General features: G+C 64.7%; 13 protein-coding genes. 2 read left to right on the top strand and 11 right to left on the bottom strand.

Going from position 1 to position 14,932, the window contains the following annotated elements; genetic code table 11:
- Positions 1–45: 45 nt before the first annotated feature.
- Positions 46–2,553, top strand: coding sequence for a glycerol-3-phosphate 1-O-acyltransferase PlsB (gene plsB, locus F3089_RS13320; protein WP_151441281.1), 2,508 nt, complete (start codon positions 46–48; stop codon positions 2,551–2,553).
- Positions 2,554–2,560: 7 nt separating this feature from the next.
- On the opposite strand, the gene F3089_RS13325 is transcribed toward plsB, so the two are convergent.
- The 6 genes from F3089_RS13325 to ppc form a co-directional block, all read right to left on the bottom strand.
- Entirely contained in the window at positions 2,561–3,346 is a 786-nt protein-coding gene (locus F3089_RS13325) for a class I SAM-dependent methyltransferase (RefSeq protein ID WP_151441282.1), read from the bottom strand.
- Complete coding sequence (locus F3089_RS13330) at positions 3,346–3,663, bottom strand: hypothetical protein (RefSeq protein ID WP_151441283.1); 318 nt, start codon at positions 3,661–3,663, stop codon at positions 3,346–3,348. The genes F3089_RS13325 and F3089_RS13330 overlap by 1 nt, the downstream gene beginning before the upstream one ends.
- 71 nt (positions 3,664–3,734) lie before the next feature.
- Positions 3,735–4,433 carry a tRNA (adenosine(37)-N6)-threonylcarbamoyltransferase complex dimerization subunit type 1 TsaB gene (gene tsaB, locus F3089_RS13335; RefSeq protein ID WP_225741762.1) on the bottom strand — a complete coding sequence of 233 codons (699 nt, stop codon included), beginning with the start codon at positions 4,431–4,433 and terminating at the stop codon, positions 3,735–3,737.
- On the bottom strand, positions 4,433–5,089 hold the full coding sequence (adk, locus tag F3089_RS13340; protein ID WP_151441284.1) for an adenylate kinase: 657 nt from the start codon (positions 5,087–5,089) through the stop codon (positions 4,433–4,435). Before adk ends, tsaB begins: the two co-directional genes overlap by 1 nt.
- A 94-nt stretch (positions 5,090–5,183) precedes the next feature.
- Positions 5,184–6,098 (bottom strand): HDOD domain-containing protein, encoded by a 915-nt coding sequence (locus F3089_RS13345; protein WP_151441285.1) that lies wholly within the window; start codon positions 6,096–6,098, stop codon positions 5,184–5,186.
- Between the two features lie 15 nt (positions 6,099–6,113).
- Positions 6,114–8,750: a phosphoenolpyruvate carboxylase gene (ppc, locus tag F3089_RS13350; RefSeq protein WP_151441286.1), complete on the bottom strand. Its 2,637-nt coding sequence runs from the start codon at positions 8,748–8,750 to the stop codon at positions 6,114–6,116.
- 106 nt (positions 8,751–8,856) lie between these two features.
- Between ppc and F3089_RS13355 the strand changes: the two genes are divergently transcribed.
- Positions 8,857–9,069: a hypothetical protein gene (locus F3089_RS13355; protein WP_095617715.1), complete on the top strand. Its 213-nt coding sequence runs from the start codon at positions 8,857–8,859 to the stop codon at positions 9,067–9,069.
- Positions 9,070–9,084: 15 nt separating this feature from the next.
- On the opposite strand, the gene F3089_RS13360 is transcribed toward F3089_RS13355, so the two are convergent.
- The 5 genes from F3089_RS13360 to cysM form a co-directional block, all read right to left on the bottom strand.
- The gene (locus F3089_RS13360; RefSeq protein ID WP_151441287.1) at positions 9,085–9,426 is read right to left on the bottom strand and encodes a YlcI/YnfO family protein; all 342 of its coding nucleotides are present in this window, start codon (positions 9,424–9,426) and stop codon (positions 9,085–9,087) included.
- A 108-nt stretch (positions 9,427–9,534) separates the two neighbouring features.
- Positions 9,535–10,374: a nucleoside triphosphate pyrophosphohydrolase gene (mazG, locus tag F3089_RS13365; protein ID WP_151441288.1), complete on the bottom strand. Its 840-nt coding sequence runs from the start codon at positions 10,372–10,374 to the stop codon at positions 9,535–9,537.
- Between the two features lie 13 nt (positions 10,375–10,387).
- Positions 10,388–12,628, bottom strand: coding sequence for a GTP diphosphokinase (gene relA, locus F3089_RS13370; protein WP_151441289.1), 2,241 nt, complete (start codon positions 12,626–12,628; stop codon positions 10,388–10,390).
- On the bottom strand, positions 12,628–13,977 hold the full coding sequence (rlmD, locus tag F3089_RS13375) for a 23S rRNA (uracil(1939)-C(5))-methyltransferase RlmD (protein ID WP_151441290.1): 1,350 nt from the start codon (positions 13,975–13,977) through the stop codon (positions 12,628–12,630). Before rlmD ends, relA begins: the two co-directional genes overlap by 1 nt.
- Before the next feature lie 48 nt (positions 13,978–14,025).
- Positions 14,026–14,919: a cysteine synthase CysM gene (gene cysM, locus F3089_RS13380; RefSeq protein ID WP_151441291.1), complete on the bottom strand. Its 894-nt coding sequence runs from the start codon at positions 14,917–14,919 to the stop codon at positions 14,026–14,028.
- Positions 14,920–14,932: the final 13 nt, after the last annotated feature.

Below are 14,932 nucleotides of genomic sequence, written 5' to 3' on the forward strand. Positions count from 1 at the left end.
GTAAACTTGTCCCCGACTCGACCACGGACCCCGAACGGAGTAGGCATGGCGTTCCTGAAAGGCCCCGGAAACCTGATCCTGACCCTTCTGCGAAGACTCATCTACCTGTGGGTGCGCAGCCGTGTTCTGGGTGCCGACCGGGAGCAGCTCGGACTGGATCCGGAAAAGCCCGTCTGCTACGTGCTGCAGTACAGCTCCCTGTCGAGCCGGCTGGTGCTGGAAGAGGAACTCAAGCGCGCCGGTCTGCCCCGGGCCGAGCGACCGCTGCCCCTGGGCGAGGGCCTGAAGCATTCCTTCTTCTTTCTCTACCAGCGCCGGGGTGGTCTCCGCCGGCTCCGCCAGACACCGGTTCCCACGGAACGCTTCGAGGCGCTGGTCACCCAGGGATGCCGTACCGGCAAGGATGTCCAGATTGTACCCGTCTCCCTGTTCTGGGGCCGTTCGCCGGACAAAGAGAAGTCCCTGCTCAAGATCATGCTCTCGGACAGCTGGTCCGTCACCGGCCCACTGCAGAAATTCTTCACCATCCTCATGCATGGCCGGAATCTGTTTGTCCAGTTCAACCGGCCACTGTCACTCCAGGAAGCCGTCAGTGAAGCGCGCAGCGAGTCCGTGGCCCAGCGCAAACTGGCGCGCATCCTGCGGGTGCACTTCCGGCGCGTCCGCCAGGCCGTGATCGGCCCCGACCTCTCCCACCGGCGCACACTGGTGAACTCACTGGTGCGAAGCCAGCCGGTGAAGGACGCCATCCGCGAGACAGCGGAGCACGAGGACATTCACCAGGCACGGGCGAAGGAGCGGGCCCTCAAGTACGCCCACGAGATCGCCTCGAACTTCTCGATGGTCACCATCCGCTTTCTCGAAGTCGTCCTGGGCTGGCTCTGGAACCGACTCTACGACGGTATCCGGGTGAACAACATCGAAACCGCGCAGGAAGCGGCGCGGGATAACGCCGTTGTCTATGTGCCCTGCCACCGCTCCCACATCGACTACCTGCTGCTGTCGTTCGTCCTCTACAAGAACGGCCTCATGCCGCCGCACATCGCGGCGGGAATCAACCTGAACATGCCCATTGTGGGCCCGCTGCTGCGCCGGGGCGGGGCCTTTTTCATGCGCCGAAGCTTCCGCGACAACCCGCTGTATTCGGCGGTATTCAATGAATACATGCACGTGATGTTCACCCGCGGCTTCTCGGTGGAATATTTCGTGGAAGGCGGGCGCAGCCGCACCGGTCGCACCCTGCAGCCGCGCCCGGGCATGCTGTCGATGACGGTCCGCAGCTTCCTGCGCGATCCGCGCAAGCCCATCGTGTTCGTACCGGTCTACTTCGGCTACGAGAAGGTGCTGGAAGGCCGTTCCTACCTGGGCGAACTCCAGGGCACCAGGAAGAAAAAGGAAGGGCTCCTGGGCCTGATCAGCTCGGTACGCAACCTGCGGCGTTCCTTCGGCCAGGTGTCGGTCAACTTCGGTGAACCCATTGAGCTGGCCGGCGTTCTGGACGAAAAGCAGCCGCAGTGGCGTGAACAGTCGTATGACGAGGAATCCCGCCCTGAGTGGCTGCCGGACGTGGTCAACACCCTGGCCCGGCGCACCGTGACGAACCTCAACGAAGCGGCCGCCCTGAACCCGGTCAACCTGCTGGCCACTGTCATGCTGGCGACCGACCGCCTGGCCATGGACGAACAGCTGCTGGCCCGGCTGATGGAAGACCTGTGCAACCTGCTCCACAAGCAGCCCTACAGCGACCGCATGACCTTCCCTGAAGGCTCCGGCGAGGACTGGATCGCCTACAACGAGACCATGGGGCTGATTGTCCGGCGCAAGCAGAAGCTGGGCGACATCATCATGCTCGAGGGGCGGCACGCGGTTCTGATGACCTACTACCGCAACAACGTCCAGCACCTGTTCGCGATTCCCGCACTGCTGGCCAGCCTGTTCCAGAACAACAGCTCACTGGAGCGTGAACGCCTGGTGTTCCTGGCGCGCGCTATCTATCCCTACATCCAGTCAGAGCTCTTCCTGCGCTGGCCCACGGAAAGCATCGACGACGTGCTGGATACCTGGATCGACCGGCTGGTGGAGGAAGGGCTTCTCATCAGTGAAGGCAGCCTCCTGCACCGGCCGGAACCCGGCACGGCGGATGCCGTCCGGCTCGGGGTGCTCTCCAACGGCATGATCCAGACCCTGCAGCGCTACTACCTGAGCATCGCCATACTGCAGCGTTTCGGGCCCAACACCCTGACACCGGAAGAGCTGGAGGAACAGTCCACGCTGCTGGCCGAGCGTGTATCCGTGCTGTTCGGGCTGAGCGCGCCGGAATTCTTCGACAAGACCCTGTTCCGGAACTTCATTGCCAACCTGCGGACCAACGGCATCCTGACCACGGATGAGGATGGCCGGCTGGCCTGGCGCTCGGGGCTGGAGGAAGTGGCTGAAGAGGCCCGCCTGGTGCTGAGCTCGGAGCTCCGCCAGTCGATCCTGCAGGTAACGAATGTGAGTGTTCCCATGCCGGGCGTCAAAAGCGCGGATCTTCCCGAAACGGGCCAGTCCTGACGGCTTGCTACGGAAGGGCCCGGCGGCTGTAGACGTCAAACCGGCTGCTGCGGCCCTCAACTGAGGTGGCGGGTTCCGGCCCGGGCAGCGGGTCCGCCCGGCGCGGGCGCTTGACCACCACACGGTGACGCGCGGCGGCCAGGCCCGTCTCCAGCAGTAAGGCGGCATCCCCGTCATCACCGACCACGCTCCTGGCCAGCTGCATTTCCTTGCGCACCGCGGCACTGTTGCGCTTCTCCGGAAACATCGGATCCAGGTAGACCACATCCACAGCCTCGGGATGCGCCGCAAGCCAGTGGGTGGCGTCACCACGTTCCAGGTGCATGCGCGCGAGTCGATCCGACAGCGCCGGTTCATGTGCCGCCCGGGCCATACCATCGGCAAGCAGCTCGGCGATCACCGGTGAGCGTTCGAACAGCACCAGCTCACAGTCAAAACCGGCCAATACCAGCGCATCCTCACCCAGCCCGGCGGTGGCATCCAGGATCCGGAGTGGCCTTGAAGCCCGCCCCACGCCAATGGCCTTGACCAGCAGTTCGGCACCGCCCTGGCGGCGGCGGTGACCGCTGCGCCCGTGCACCCAGTCCACCCGCACCGGGCCCGGCGCTTTCTTTCCGGTCGCCTGAAGACTGATGCCCTCACCGGAAACCAGCACCAGCAACGCGGGGCTGGCCAGTTCCGCCGGTCTGTCCACCGGTTCGGGCAGACACTCGAGCCCCAGCCGCTGCGCCACTTCGGCCGCAACCGGGAGCCATTCCGGCCCGGCAGCCGCCACCTGAAGCTCAGCCACCATCAGATCCGGATGTCCACGCCGACCAGCTCCACGTCCTCCGCCACGGCGGCACTGCCGATACGATCATAGGCGCTGAGTGCTTCCTGATTCCGGAGAGGGAGACTGTCGGTATCCGGACTGCGGCGGGGACGCACAACCTCCGGCTCGGCCACGGCCTCAGCACGCCGGGTGCGCGCCTGACCGCTGTCTTCGCGGGGGGCACTGCGGGCCTCATTGAGGGGTTCCGCGCGGGGTGCTTCCCGCCCGGGACCGTCAGGCCGCCGTGCCGGATCCGGTGCGAGCGGCAGGGGGCTGTTTCCGGAGATACCACCGACCATTGGATCAATGCCCGTCAGAATCGAAAAAAGGAGAACCGGGTAACAGTATAATCACTGATCGCCCACTCTGCTCAGGCGCTGGTCTGCCAGGCCACATCGTCCCGCAGGTAGACCGGCTGGACCGCTTCTGCCCCAACCCATTCGCCCTGGTGCAGCAGGGTCTCAGCCAGGCAGGCAATCGCACCGGCTTCCGGCATCACGTCGGGCATGATTGTCTCCATGCGCGCAAGCACGGGGTCCGGAATCGCTTCCCGCAGAAGCCAGCCATCACCGACGCCCAGCCAGACACCGGTCGTCTCAGGCAGCGACAGTGCCGCGGGAGAAACCAGTGAATCGGGCAGCAGCGGTTCCACCGCTGCCTCCGGCGTCACCCGATAGAGCCCCCAGTAGAGCTCCCCCATACGGGCATCCCGGGCCACGGCGACCTCTGCGGGTGCGTCCAACCGCCCATGCACAGCATGGGCCATGGCCCGCAGTGACGACACCGGCACCACCGGCAGCTGGAGCCCGAAAGCCAGCCCCTGAACCAGCCCGGCGGTCACCCTCAGGCCCGTGAACGATCCCGGGCCGGCGCCGAAGGCCAATGCATCCAGATCCCCCAGCCGCAGCCCGGACTGAGCCAGAAGGCCATTGACCATGGGCTCCAGCCGGCGGGTGTGGGACCGGGGTTCATCGCTGTAATCGGTGAGCACGCTGCCCCCGTCAAGGAGGGCAACGGAGCCCCGGCCAGCACTGGTATCCACAGCGAGCAGCCGGGTCATGGCAGGCATCAGCCCTTCAGGGTGGAAATGATCCGGTCACGGATGGACTCGGTGGAACCCACACCCTCGATCCGGACATAGTGGGGGGCATTACCCGGGTTCTTCGCTTCCAGGTCCTGATAGAACTTCACCAGTGGTTCGGTCTCTTCACGATAGACCTGGAGACGCTTACGTACGGTCTCTTCCTTGTCGTCCTCACGCTGGATCAGGGGCTCGCCCGTCTCGTCGTCCTTGCCATCCTCTTTCGGCGGCATGTGCTTGATGTGGTAAACGCGGCCGCTGGGCTCATGGATCCGGCGACCGGAGAGACGCTCAACAATCTCGTCGTCGTCCACCGAGATCTCGACCACGTAGTCGATCTTGATGCCCTGCTCCTGGAGTGATTCCGCCTGGGGAATCGTCCGGGGCACGCCATCCAGAAGATAGCCGTTCTTACAGTCGTCCTCAGCAATGCGTTCCTTCAGCATACCGATGATCAGGTCATCGGAGACCAGCTGACCCGCGTTCATCACCTCTTCCGCTTTCTTGCCCAGCTCGGTTCCAGCCTTCACCTGGGCACGGAGCATGTCGCCCGTGGAGATCTGGGGAATACCGAAAGCTTCGGTGAGGTACGCAGCCTGGGTTCCTTTTCCGGCTCCCGGCGGGCCGAGCAGAATGATACGCATACTGATTGCTCCCATTGGCTTGCAGCCCCCTGAACAGGGACAGGCACATTAAAAATCGAAGGCTCATTATACGTGGCAGACCGTATGTAGCAAATCAGGCGGCAAGGCCGCGGGCAAGTTCCTCGATTTCAGCGCTCACCTGGTCGATGGTACTCCCGAGCGACTCAATAGCCGTCTGATCCAACCCCAGGGCACGGGCTGCATCAGCGGGATCGGATCCACTGCTGCCATCACCAATGCCACGTTCCTTCAGAAGCCCATTGGCGAGCTGAACACAGTGTACGTAGGCCTCGTGCTGGCCCTGATAGTCCGGCGTCTCATGCATGCCGGCAACCGTCACCACCGGGGCGGGCATTTCCCAGAGATGCAGCAGAAGTCCGCCGGCACTGGCATGGCCGACGCGCAACGGTGTGCCATCGTCCTGCCCGCTGCTGTGGAACACCCGGGATTCAAGCTCCGTCAGCGGCACGTCCGGTTCCGCCTCGCGCGCCTCACGGAGCTGACGGAAATCCTCCGGAAACAGGTGCCCGATCAGCAACAGACCCAGGTTATGCAGGAGCCCACACAGGTAGGCCAGCTCCGGGTCCGGACGCCCAGGAGCATCCCGCGGAATGCTGCGGGCGATCGACAGGGAAAGACGGGCACAGTGCAGTGAGTGGTGCCAGAACGCCTCCAGCCCCAGAGGGCCGGAACGCGGCAGCTCAAAACTGCGTGAGGCCGCGATGCCCACCGCCAGGTGAGTGACTCGGTCGAACCCGAGCACCCGGGTTACGGCCTCCTGGACACTGTGCAGCTCCCCCCGGTAGTTGAAGAGAGCCGAGCGGGCGTAACGCAGGACCTGGGCCGCCAGGCTGGGGTCGCGCTCGATCACGCCCGCCAGGTCGGCGGCCGTTGTCTCAGGTGCGGCTGTCATCTGCATGACCCGCAACGCAATAGCCGGCATGGGCGGCAGTCGGTAAAGCTGCTGAACCCTTGCCGCCAGTGCGTCCATATCCGGCTGTTCCGTCATCCGTTCTCCCCTGCCTCAGCCGGTATTGCGCATACCGGCCGCAATCCCGGCCATGGTCACCTTCATGGCCTTCTCGACGTTCTCCGGAACCCGCCCGGCTGCATCCCGGTCGCGCTGCAGCAGCTCCGCCTGCAGATAATGGAGTGGGTCCGTATAGGTGTTGCGGACCCTCATTGAATGGGCGAAGTCCGGCTGCTGGGTCAGCAGCTCCTCCTGCCCCTTCAGCCGGTTCACATGCTGGACACACCCACGCAGACGTTCACGCAGTGTCTCACCCAGGGGGCGGAGATCCGGTTCCACAAGCTTCTGCTCATAATAGCTGACAATCCGCAGGTCCGCCTTGGCAAGAACCATCTCCAGCATGTCGATATGGGTGCGGAAGAAAGGCCAGTCCCGGATCATCTCGTTCAGGAGGGGTTCATGCCCGTCCTCCAGCGCCCGGCCCAGGGCCACATCACTGCCCAGCCAGGCCGGCAGCATCAGGCGCATCTGGGTCCAGGCGAAGATCCAGGGGATCGCCCTGAGACTCTCCACACCCCCTGTTGGCCTGCGCCGCGCCGGACGACTGCCCAGCGCCAGCTTGCCCAGCTCCTGCTCGGGGGTGGCCTGTCGGAAGTAGGTGACGAACTCATCCGTCTCGCGCACCAGCCCGCGATAGGAGCGCACAGCCTCACCGCTCAGCGAGTGCATCATCTCGCGCCATTCCGGCTTCGGTTCCGGGGCCGGCGCCACCGTCGCTTCCAGCACTGCACTGGTGTAGAGATTGAAGCTCCGATGGGCCACGCGCGGGAGGCCGAACTTGAAGCGGATCATCTCGCCCTGCTCGGTCACCCTAAGGCTGCCGTTCACCGAGCCCGGCGGCTGCGAAAGAATGGCCTGATTGGCAGGGCCGCCACCACGGCCCACGGTGCCGCCACGACCGTGGAAGAGTGTCAGGTGTACCCCGTAATCCGTGGCCACCTGGGTCAGCGCTTCCTGGGCCTGGTACTGGGCCCAGGCCGCCATCATCTGCCCGGCATCCTTGGCCGAATCCGAGTACCCGATCATCACCTCCTGGGCGCCACCGGTGTACTCCCGATACCAGTCCAGCTCCAGCAGGGCCCTCAGTGCCTCCGGAGCATGGTCCAGGTCCGCCAGGGTTTCAAACAGCGGCACGATGCGCATGGGATGATCCATGCCGGCCTCCCGCAGCAGCAGGATCACCGCCAGCACGTCCGAGGGTTGGGCCGCCATGGAGATCACATAGGAGCCCAGTGCTTCCGGCGGATGCTCGGCAATCACCCGGCAGGTATCCAGAACCTCCCGTGTTTCCTCCGAGGGCGCCCAGTTGCGCGGGACCAGCGGACGGCGACTCTCCAGTTCCCGGATCAGGAACTGCTGGCGCTCGGTCTCGTTCCACTGCGTGTAATCCCCCAGCCCCAGCCACTCGACGATTTCGCCAATGGCCGAGGCATGCCGGGAGGCTTCCTGGCGCACATCCAGCCGGATCAGCTCCAGCCCGAAACAGTGGGCGCGCCGCAGTGTGTCCAGCAGCGGCCCACGCGCCACCGACTCCATGCCGCAGGCCACGAGGGAGTCGTAGCACAGCTGCAGGGGTTCGGTCAGCTCGGCGGAGTCCAGCATCACCTCCGGTGAGGGTTCAGCGCTTCCTCTCACCGCCTCTTCAGCCCAGTCCCGGGTGGCCCTCAGGCGGTCCCGCAGTTCCGAGAGCAGCGCCCTGTAGGGTTCACGGTGGCCCCCGACCCGCTCCTGCAATTCCGGAGAGGCCTCCCACATGGACAGCTCCGCCCGCAGATCCTGGAGGTCGCGCAGGAACAGATCCGCCGCCATCCAGCGGCTGAGCAGCAGCACCTCGCGGGTCACGGCGGCGGTGACGTTGGGGTTGCCGTCCCGGTCACCACCCATCCAGGAAGCCACCCGGATGGGGCTGGCCTCAATGGGCAGGCCTTCCCCTGTCTGTTCCACGAGGGCTCCGTCCAGCTCCCGCAGGAAGTCGGGCAATGCCTGCCAGAGACTGTTCTCAACCACGGCAAAGCCCCAGCGTGCCTCGTCCACCGCGGTGGGGCGCTCGTAACGGATCTCGTCGGTATTCCAGGCCTGGGTGATCAGCTGGCGCAGGCGCGCCACCTCCCGCTCACGCTCATCCGCCAGAAGATCCTCACTGTCCAGGCGTTGGAGGCAGGCGGACATCTCATCGTATTTCATGATGAGGGTCCGGCGGGCCACTTCGGTGGGGTGGGCCGTCAGCACGAACTCCATGCGCATATCCCGCACGCATTCGTGCAGCCGGGACGGTTCCACACCCTGCTCCGCCAGGCGCGCCAGTGTCGCATGCACCGATTCGTCGGGCCCCTCTTCCCGGGGTTCACGCCGGCGTCGGATGCTGTGGTACTGCTCGGCCAGGTTGGCCAGATTCAGGAACTGGTTGAAAGCCCGCGTCACCGGCACCAGCTGGTCGTCGGTCAGGCTTGCCAGAAGTTCGGCGAGGCGCTGCCCGGAGCCGCTTTCCTGCATACGGTCATCCTTGGCTGCCTGACGCACCGCCTCTACCCGCTCATACCATTCCGGACCGGGTTTCTCGCGGATGCAGTCACCGAGGATCTCACCAAGAAGACGGATGTTTTCCCTGAGAGCGGGATGGAGTTCGGTCATTGAAAAGGGTCCCTTTCGCTGCGGGCAATGCCGGTGGCTCCGTGCTAGGATGAAACCGGCTTAACGCCCTTAGTATGGCCCAACATGACCGGAGCAACGCAATACCATGAAAATCGCGGATCTGCCGAAACAGTGGGAATCCGGTGAACGCACACCGGAGGACGGCAAGCAGGAATACGAGGTGAACGTCACACTGGAGGATGCGGCACGGCTGCGTGCGCTGGCGGAGCTGTATCCGGACTATTCGGAAGAGGAACTGCTGCGGGACCTGCTCAACGCGGCCCTCTCCGATCTCCCGGAGCCGGGCCGCCAGAAGTAGTCAACGGGGACGGCCTCACGCCACGCGTGAGGCGTCACCCTTGAGCTGCTGCATGTACTTGCGGGAGAGGTTGAGGAAACGCGGGGTCATGCCGGCGTCCTCGTAGATCTCGAACCCGTCCTCGTCCCGGGCAACGACACGGCTGCCTTCGCGGTACGGGAAGCAGACCTCAAGATCAGTCAGGGCGGCGTTGATCAGATCACGCAGCAGGGCTTCGCGGGACTTGAGAGGGTACTGCTTTGCAAGCGCCTCAAGCTGCTGTTCGCCTTCCTCCGGGAGCCTTACGGTCACCTGCTCCTCGGCCAGCCGGCCTCGGGCATGCTGCTCCCAGTGATTGACGAGTTGTCCAAGCCGCATATTACCTCCCCGTTGATGCCGCCTCTTTGACAATACTGTAGCCCATTCGGGCTTGGGAGGAGAGGGAATAACGGTAATGGATTGTACGTATGGTGACCGCTCAGGGCCTCAACTGTCCGCATCCGAGGCCTTTTTGGCCCTCTGCCAGGCCGCTTCCAGGGTCTCGATATCCCGCCCTTTCAGCTTTTCCCCCGCATCCTCCAGCTGTGCCTCCATGCACCGGAAGCGGCGCTCGAACTTGAGGTTGGCGCGGCGCAGGGCCTGTTCCGCATCCACCCCCAGAAAGCGGCTGAGGTTCACGGCCACGAACAGCAGGTCGCCCAGTTCATCCTCTACCGCGTCCCTGTCCTCGGGGCCGGACTGTTCCTGCCAGGCCGTCCTGAGCTCATCCGCCTCCTCGTGGAGCTTGTCGAAGACCATGCCGGTCTCCGGCCAGTCGAAGCCAACCTTTGAGGCACGCTTCTGCAGCTTGGCCGCGCGCTGAAAGGCAGGAAGGCCGGGGGTCACGTCGTCCAGGGCGCTTGCAGGTGTTGCCTCTGCCCCCTTCTCCTCGGCCTTGATGCGGTCCCAGTTCACGCGCACATCCGCTTCGGTCATGCCATCGGCGTCACCGGGATGGCTGTCCAGAGTGCCATCCGGGAAAATATGCGGATGGCGACGGATCATCTTGCGGGTCACCCCATCAACCAGGTCACTGAAGCCGAAACGCCCCTCTTCCCGGGCCAGCTGGGCATAGAACACCACCTGGAACAGCAGATCCCCCAGTTCATCCGGCAGATGATCGAAATCCCCGCGCTCGATGGCGTCCGCCACCTCGTAGGTCTCCTCAATGGTGTGCGGCACTATGCTGCGGAAGTCCTGCTCCAGATCCCAGGGGCAGCCCTGCTGCGGGTCCCGCAGGCGGGCCATCAGCGCCAGCAGGTCCTCCATCGAATAGGTTCGGCTCATCGGGTCACTCCGGTCAGGCTTCACGGTGGCGATGCACATCCATGACGTTGGGCAGCTGGCGGATGGAGGCCAGCAGGCGCGAGAGCTGGTCGATATCACCGATTTCCACCGTCAGCGTCATGTTCGCCATATTGCTGTCACTGTGGGACTGGGTCTGCATCGACAGCACATTGAGCTTGCGGTTGGCCAGCACCGAAGTGATGTCGTTCAGCAGCCCCGCCCGGTCATAGGCCTCGATATCGATGGTCACCGGGTAGCGAGCTTCGGGCTCCGGTCCCCAGTCCACCTCAATGATGCGGCTGGCCTCCTGCTCGCGAAGTTGCAGCAGGTTCATGCAGTCATCCCGGTGGACGGTCACGCCACGGCCAACAGTGATGTAGCCGATGATGGGGTCTCCGGGCACGGGGCTGCAGCACTGGGCAATGGTGGTCTTTAGATTGCCCACGCCCTGGATGTGGATGTCCGGGTCCTTTTTCGCCTTGTCACTGCGCCCGCGCGCAAACCGGAAATCCAGCTGGCGATCGGCCGGCTCCAGCACCCGTTGGGCCGCCTTGACCGCCTGGGCCGGCTTGAGATCCCCGGCCCCGATGGCGGCGTACATGTCGCTGGCCGAGCTGTAGTTGACCTTCCGGGCCAGGGCGTCGAGATCGAGATCGCGCAGCGAGAGGCGGCCAAGCTCGTCCTCCAGAACCGCCTTTCCGTCGGCGATGTTCTGTTCCCGGTCCTGCATCTTGAACCAGTGGGTCACCTTGGCGCGGGCCCGCGAGGTCTGGATGTAACCCAGCCCGGGATTGAGCCAGTCACGGCTGGGCGCAGCCTCGCTGCCACGCAGGATGCTCACCTGATCCCCGGTCCGCAGCGTATGGGTCAGCGGTACGATACGGCCGTTGACCTTGGCGCCCCGGCAGGCATGGCCCACCTCGGTGTGGATCTTGTAGGCGAAATCCAGCGGCGTCGCCCCACGGGGCATGTCCACCACGTGGCCCTCGGGAGTGAATACATAGATGCGATCGCCGCCCACGTCACTGCGCAGCTGCTCCACCAGGTTGCCGCTCTCGCCCAGATCCTCCTGCCATTCGATGACCTGGCGCAGCCAGTTGATCTTGGCCTCATAGGCCGCCTCCGAACCGCCGTTATCGGTGCCCTTGTAGCGCCAGTGGGCACACACGCCCAGCTCCGCATCCTCGTGCATGTCATGGGTGCGGATCTGCACCTCCATGGTCTTGCCCTCGGGCCCCACCACGGCGGTGTGCAGGGACTGGTAGCCGTTTTCCTTGGGATTGGCGATGTAGTCATCGAACTCATGGGGAATATGGCGCCAGAGCCCGTGCACCACCCCGATCGCGGCATAGCAGTCACGCACTTCCGGCACCAGGACACGCAGTGCCCGGATGTCGTAGACTTCCGAGAAATCAATGCCCTTGCGGCGCATCTTCCGCCAGATGCTGTAGATGTGCTTGGCGCGCCCCGCCACCTCGGCCTGGATGTCCGACTCGGCCAGGGCGCCCCTGAGGATCTCAGCCACGCGTTTGACATAGGCGTCCCGGTCAACGCGCTTCTCGTCCAGAAGCTTGGCGATTTTCTTATAGGCGGATTCGTGCAGATAGCGGAAGGACAGGTCCTCCAGCTCCCACTTGATGTGCCCGATGCCCAGCCGGTGGGCCAGCGGCGCATAGATGTCGAACACCTCACGGGCCACGCGCAGGCGCTTCTCCGGCGGGGCGTCCTTGACCGCACGGATGGCACAGGTACGCTCCGCCAGCTTGATCAGGGCCACGCGCACATCGTCCACCATGGTCACCAGCATACGGCGGACATTGTCCTGCTGCCCCTGGGCCTGCCCCAGCACATTGCCCTTGAGCGGCCGGTGAAGGGTGGATATGGCGGCCATCTGGACCACACCCTCAATCAGCTGTGCGATGGCCTCACCGAACTCGGAGCGCACCGCCTCCAGCGTCATGCGCTCCTCGCGCACCGCCCGGTACAGCACCGCCGCAACCAGGGTTTCCTGGTCCAGGCGCAGCTCGGTCAGGATCTGGGCCATCTCGAGCCCGGTCAGGAAACTGCTGGCCCCGGGTGCCCACTGCCGATCCTCGCGTACGGCCTTACGGTCTATGGCGAGACTGCGCCGGCAGGCGCGGATCAGTGTGTCACGGTCCTCCAGCGGGTGCTGGGCGTCAATGTGGTCGACCCAGGCACCGATATCCACGCCGCCATCCGCCGTGCTGGCGTAATTTTCACGGACCTTCACCATCAGCGTGACTCCCGCTCGAACAGGGCCATGGACTCGACATGGGCGGTATGCGGGAACATGTCCATGATGCCGGCCCGCACCAGCCGGTAGCCACTCGCCACGAGAATACCGGCGTCCCGGGCCAGGGTCGCCGGATTGCATGACACATAGACAATGCGCTCCACACCGGCACCGGCGAGATGACGCACTACGTCTTCCGCACCGGAGCGCGGTGGGTCAATCAGTACCCGGTCAAACCCTTCCGCGGCCCAGGGCTCGGCCGTGAAATCCTGCTGCAGATCCGTGGCCCGGAAGGTGACGTTACCCAGACCGTTACGCTCGGCGTTCTCGCGGCCGCGCTGGACCAGCGCCTCCTCACCCTCGACACCGACCACTTCGCCGGCCTGGCGCGCCAGCGGCAGCGAGAAGTTGCCCAGACCGCAGAACAGGTCCAGCACCCGGTGATGGGGCTCGGGCGCCAGCCATGCCAGTGCCTGGCTGACCATGCGCTGGTTGATGTCCGCGTTCACCTGGGTGAAATCCATGGGATGGAAGCCCAGCGTCAGATCCCATTCCGGAAGCTGGTAGAACAGCCGGTCAGGCCCGTTACCCGGCTCCGGCCAGAGGCGGTGCACGGTATCCGGCCCCTTGGGCTGGAGATAGATCTGCAGGTCATGGGTCCGGCCGAATTCACACAGAGTGGCTTCGTCCTCCGGTGTCAGAGGCTCCAGGTGGCGCAGGACAAGGGCCGCCTCGTCATCACCACAGGCCACTTCGATCTGGGCCAGCCGGTTGTAGACCGAAAGCCCGGCAATCAGTTCCTTCAGGGCCTCAATGCGCTGACCCACACGGGGGTCGAGCACCGCGCAGTCGTTGATCGCAGTAATGAAACTGCTGCCCTTCTCACGGAAACCCACCAGGACCTCGCCGCGCTTGGTCACGTAGCGCACGCCCAGGCGCGCCTTACGGCGGTACCCAAGGGTTTCGCCAGTCAGCGGCTCAGCCCACTGCTCCGGTTCGATTCCCCCGAAGTGGGCGAACTGTTCGGCCAGCGTTTCCGCCTTGAGCCGGACCTGCGCCACCGGTGCCAGGTGCTGCAGGCTGCAGCCGCCGCACAGATCCGCGTGCGGGCACGGTGGCCTTACCCGGTCGGGGCCGGGATTGGCTTCTACCTCCAGCGTGCGCAGGGCATCAAAACGCCGGCGGCGGTCCAGGAAGCGTGCCTGCACCTGTTCCCCCGGCAGCGCGCCGGCCACGAACGCCGCCTTGCCCTCAATGCGCCCAACGCCACGTCCATCATGGCTGAGGCTGTCAATTTCAATGCTCACCGGTTCTGCGGGGATGCGCGGACCTCGCCGGCGTCGGCTCATGCTGGACTACCCTGTTGATGGTCGATTTACGGGGTGTGGGCCGATGGTCTACTGGCTGGAAAACACACCGGTGGACAGATAGCGGTCGCCCCGGTCGCAGATAATGGCGACGATGGTGGCGTTTTCAACCTCCTGGGAGAGACGGAGCGCACCGGCCACGCAGCCCCCGGAGGATACGCCGCAGAAGATACCCTCCTTCGCGGCCAGGGCCCTCATGGTGTCCTCGGCCTCCTGCTGGCCCATTTCCATGGTCCGGTCCACGGCGCTGGCATTGAAGATCCCGGGCAGGTACTCCGGCGGCCAGCGGCGGATACCCGGAATGGCCGCGTCCTCCCCCGGTTGCAGCCCGATAATCTCGACGTCCGGGCTCTGCTCACGGAAATACCGGGAGCAGCCCATAATGGTACCGGTGGTCCCCATGGAAGAGATGAAGTGTGTGATCCCTCCACCGGTATCCCGCCAGATCTCAGGCGCCGTGCCCTTGTAGTGCGACAGCGGATTGTCAGGGTTCGCGAACTGGTCCAGGATCAGGCCCTGTCCTTCGGCCGCCATCTGCTGCGCCGTATCCCGCGCGCCCTCCATGCCGGCCTCGCGCGAGACGCTGATGATCTCGGCCCCGTAGGCGCGCATGGAGGCACGGCGTTCCTCACTCGCATTCTCCGGCATGATCAGGATCATGCGGTACCCCTTGATGGCAGCCGCCATGGCAAGGGCAATGCCGGTATTGCCGCTGGTGGCCTCGATCAGGGTGTCCCCCGGCTTGATATCACCGCGTTTTTCCGCCTCACTGATCATGCTCAGCGCGGGCCTGTCCTTGACCGAGCCGGCCGGGTTGTTGCCCTCAAGCTTCACCAGGATGGTGTTGCTGGTATTGCCCGGCAGGCGCTGGAGCCGAACCAGCGGCGTATTGCCCACATAATCCTCAATGGTTGCATAGGCCATGGCGGCGGAGACT

Source organism: Halospina sp. K52047b (assembly GCF_008709855.1).
Taxonomy (GTDB): domain Bacteria; phylum Pseudomonadota; class Gammaproteobacteria; order Pseudomonadales; family Oleiphilaceae; genus Halospina; species Halospina utahensis_B.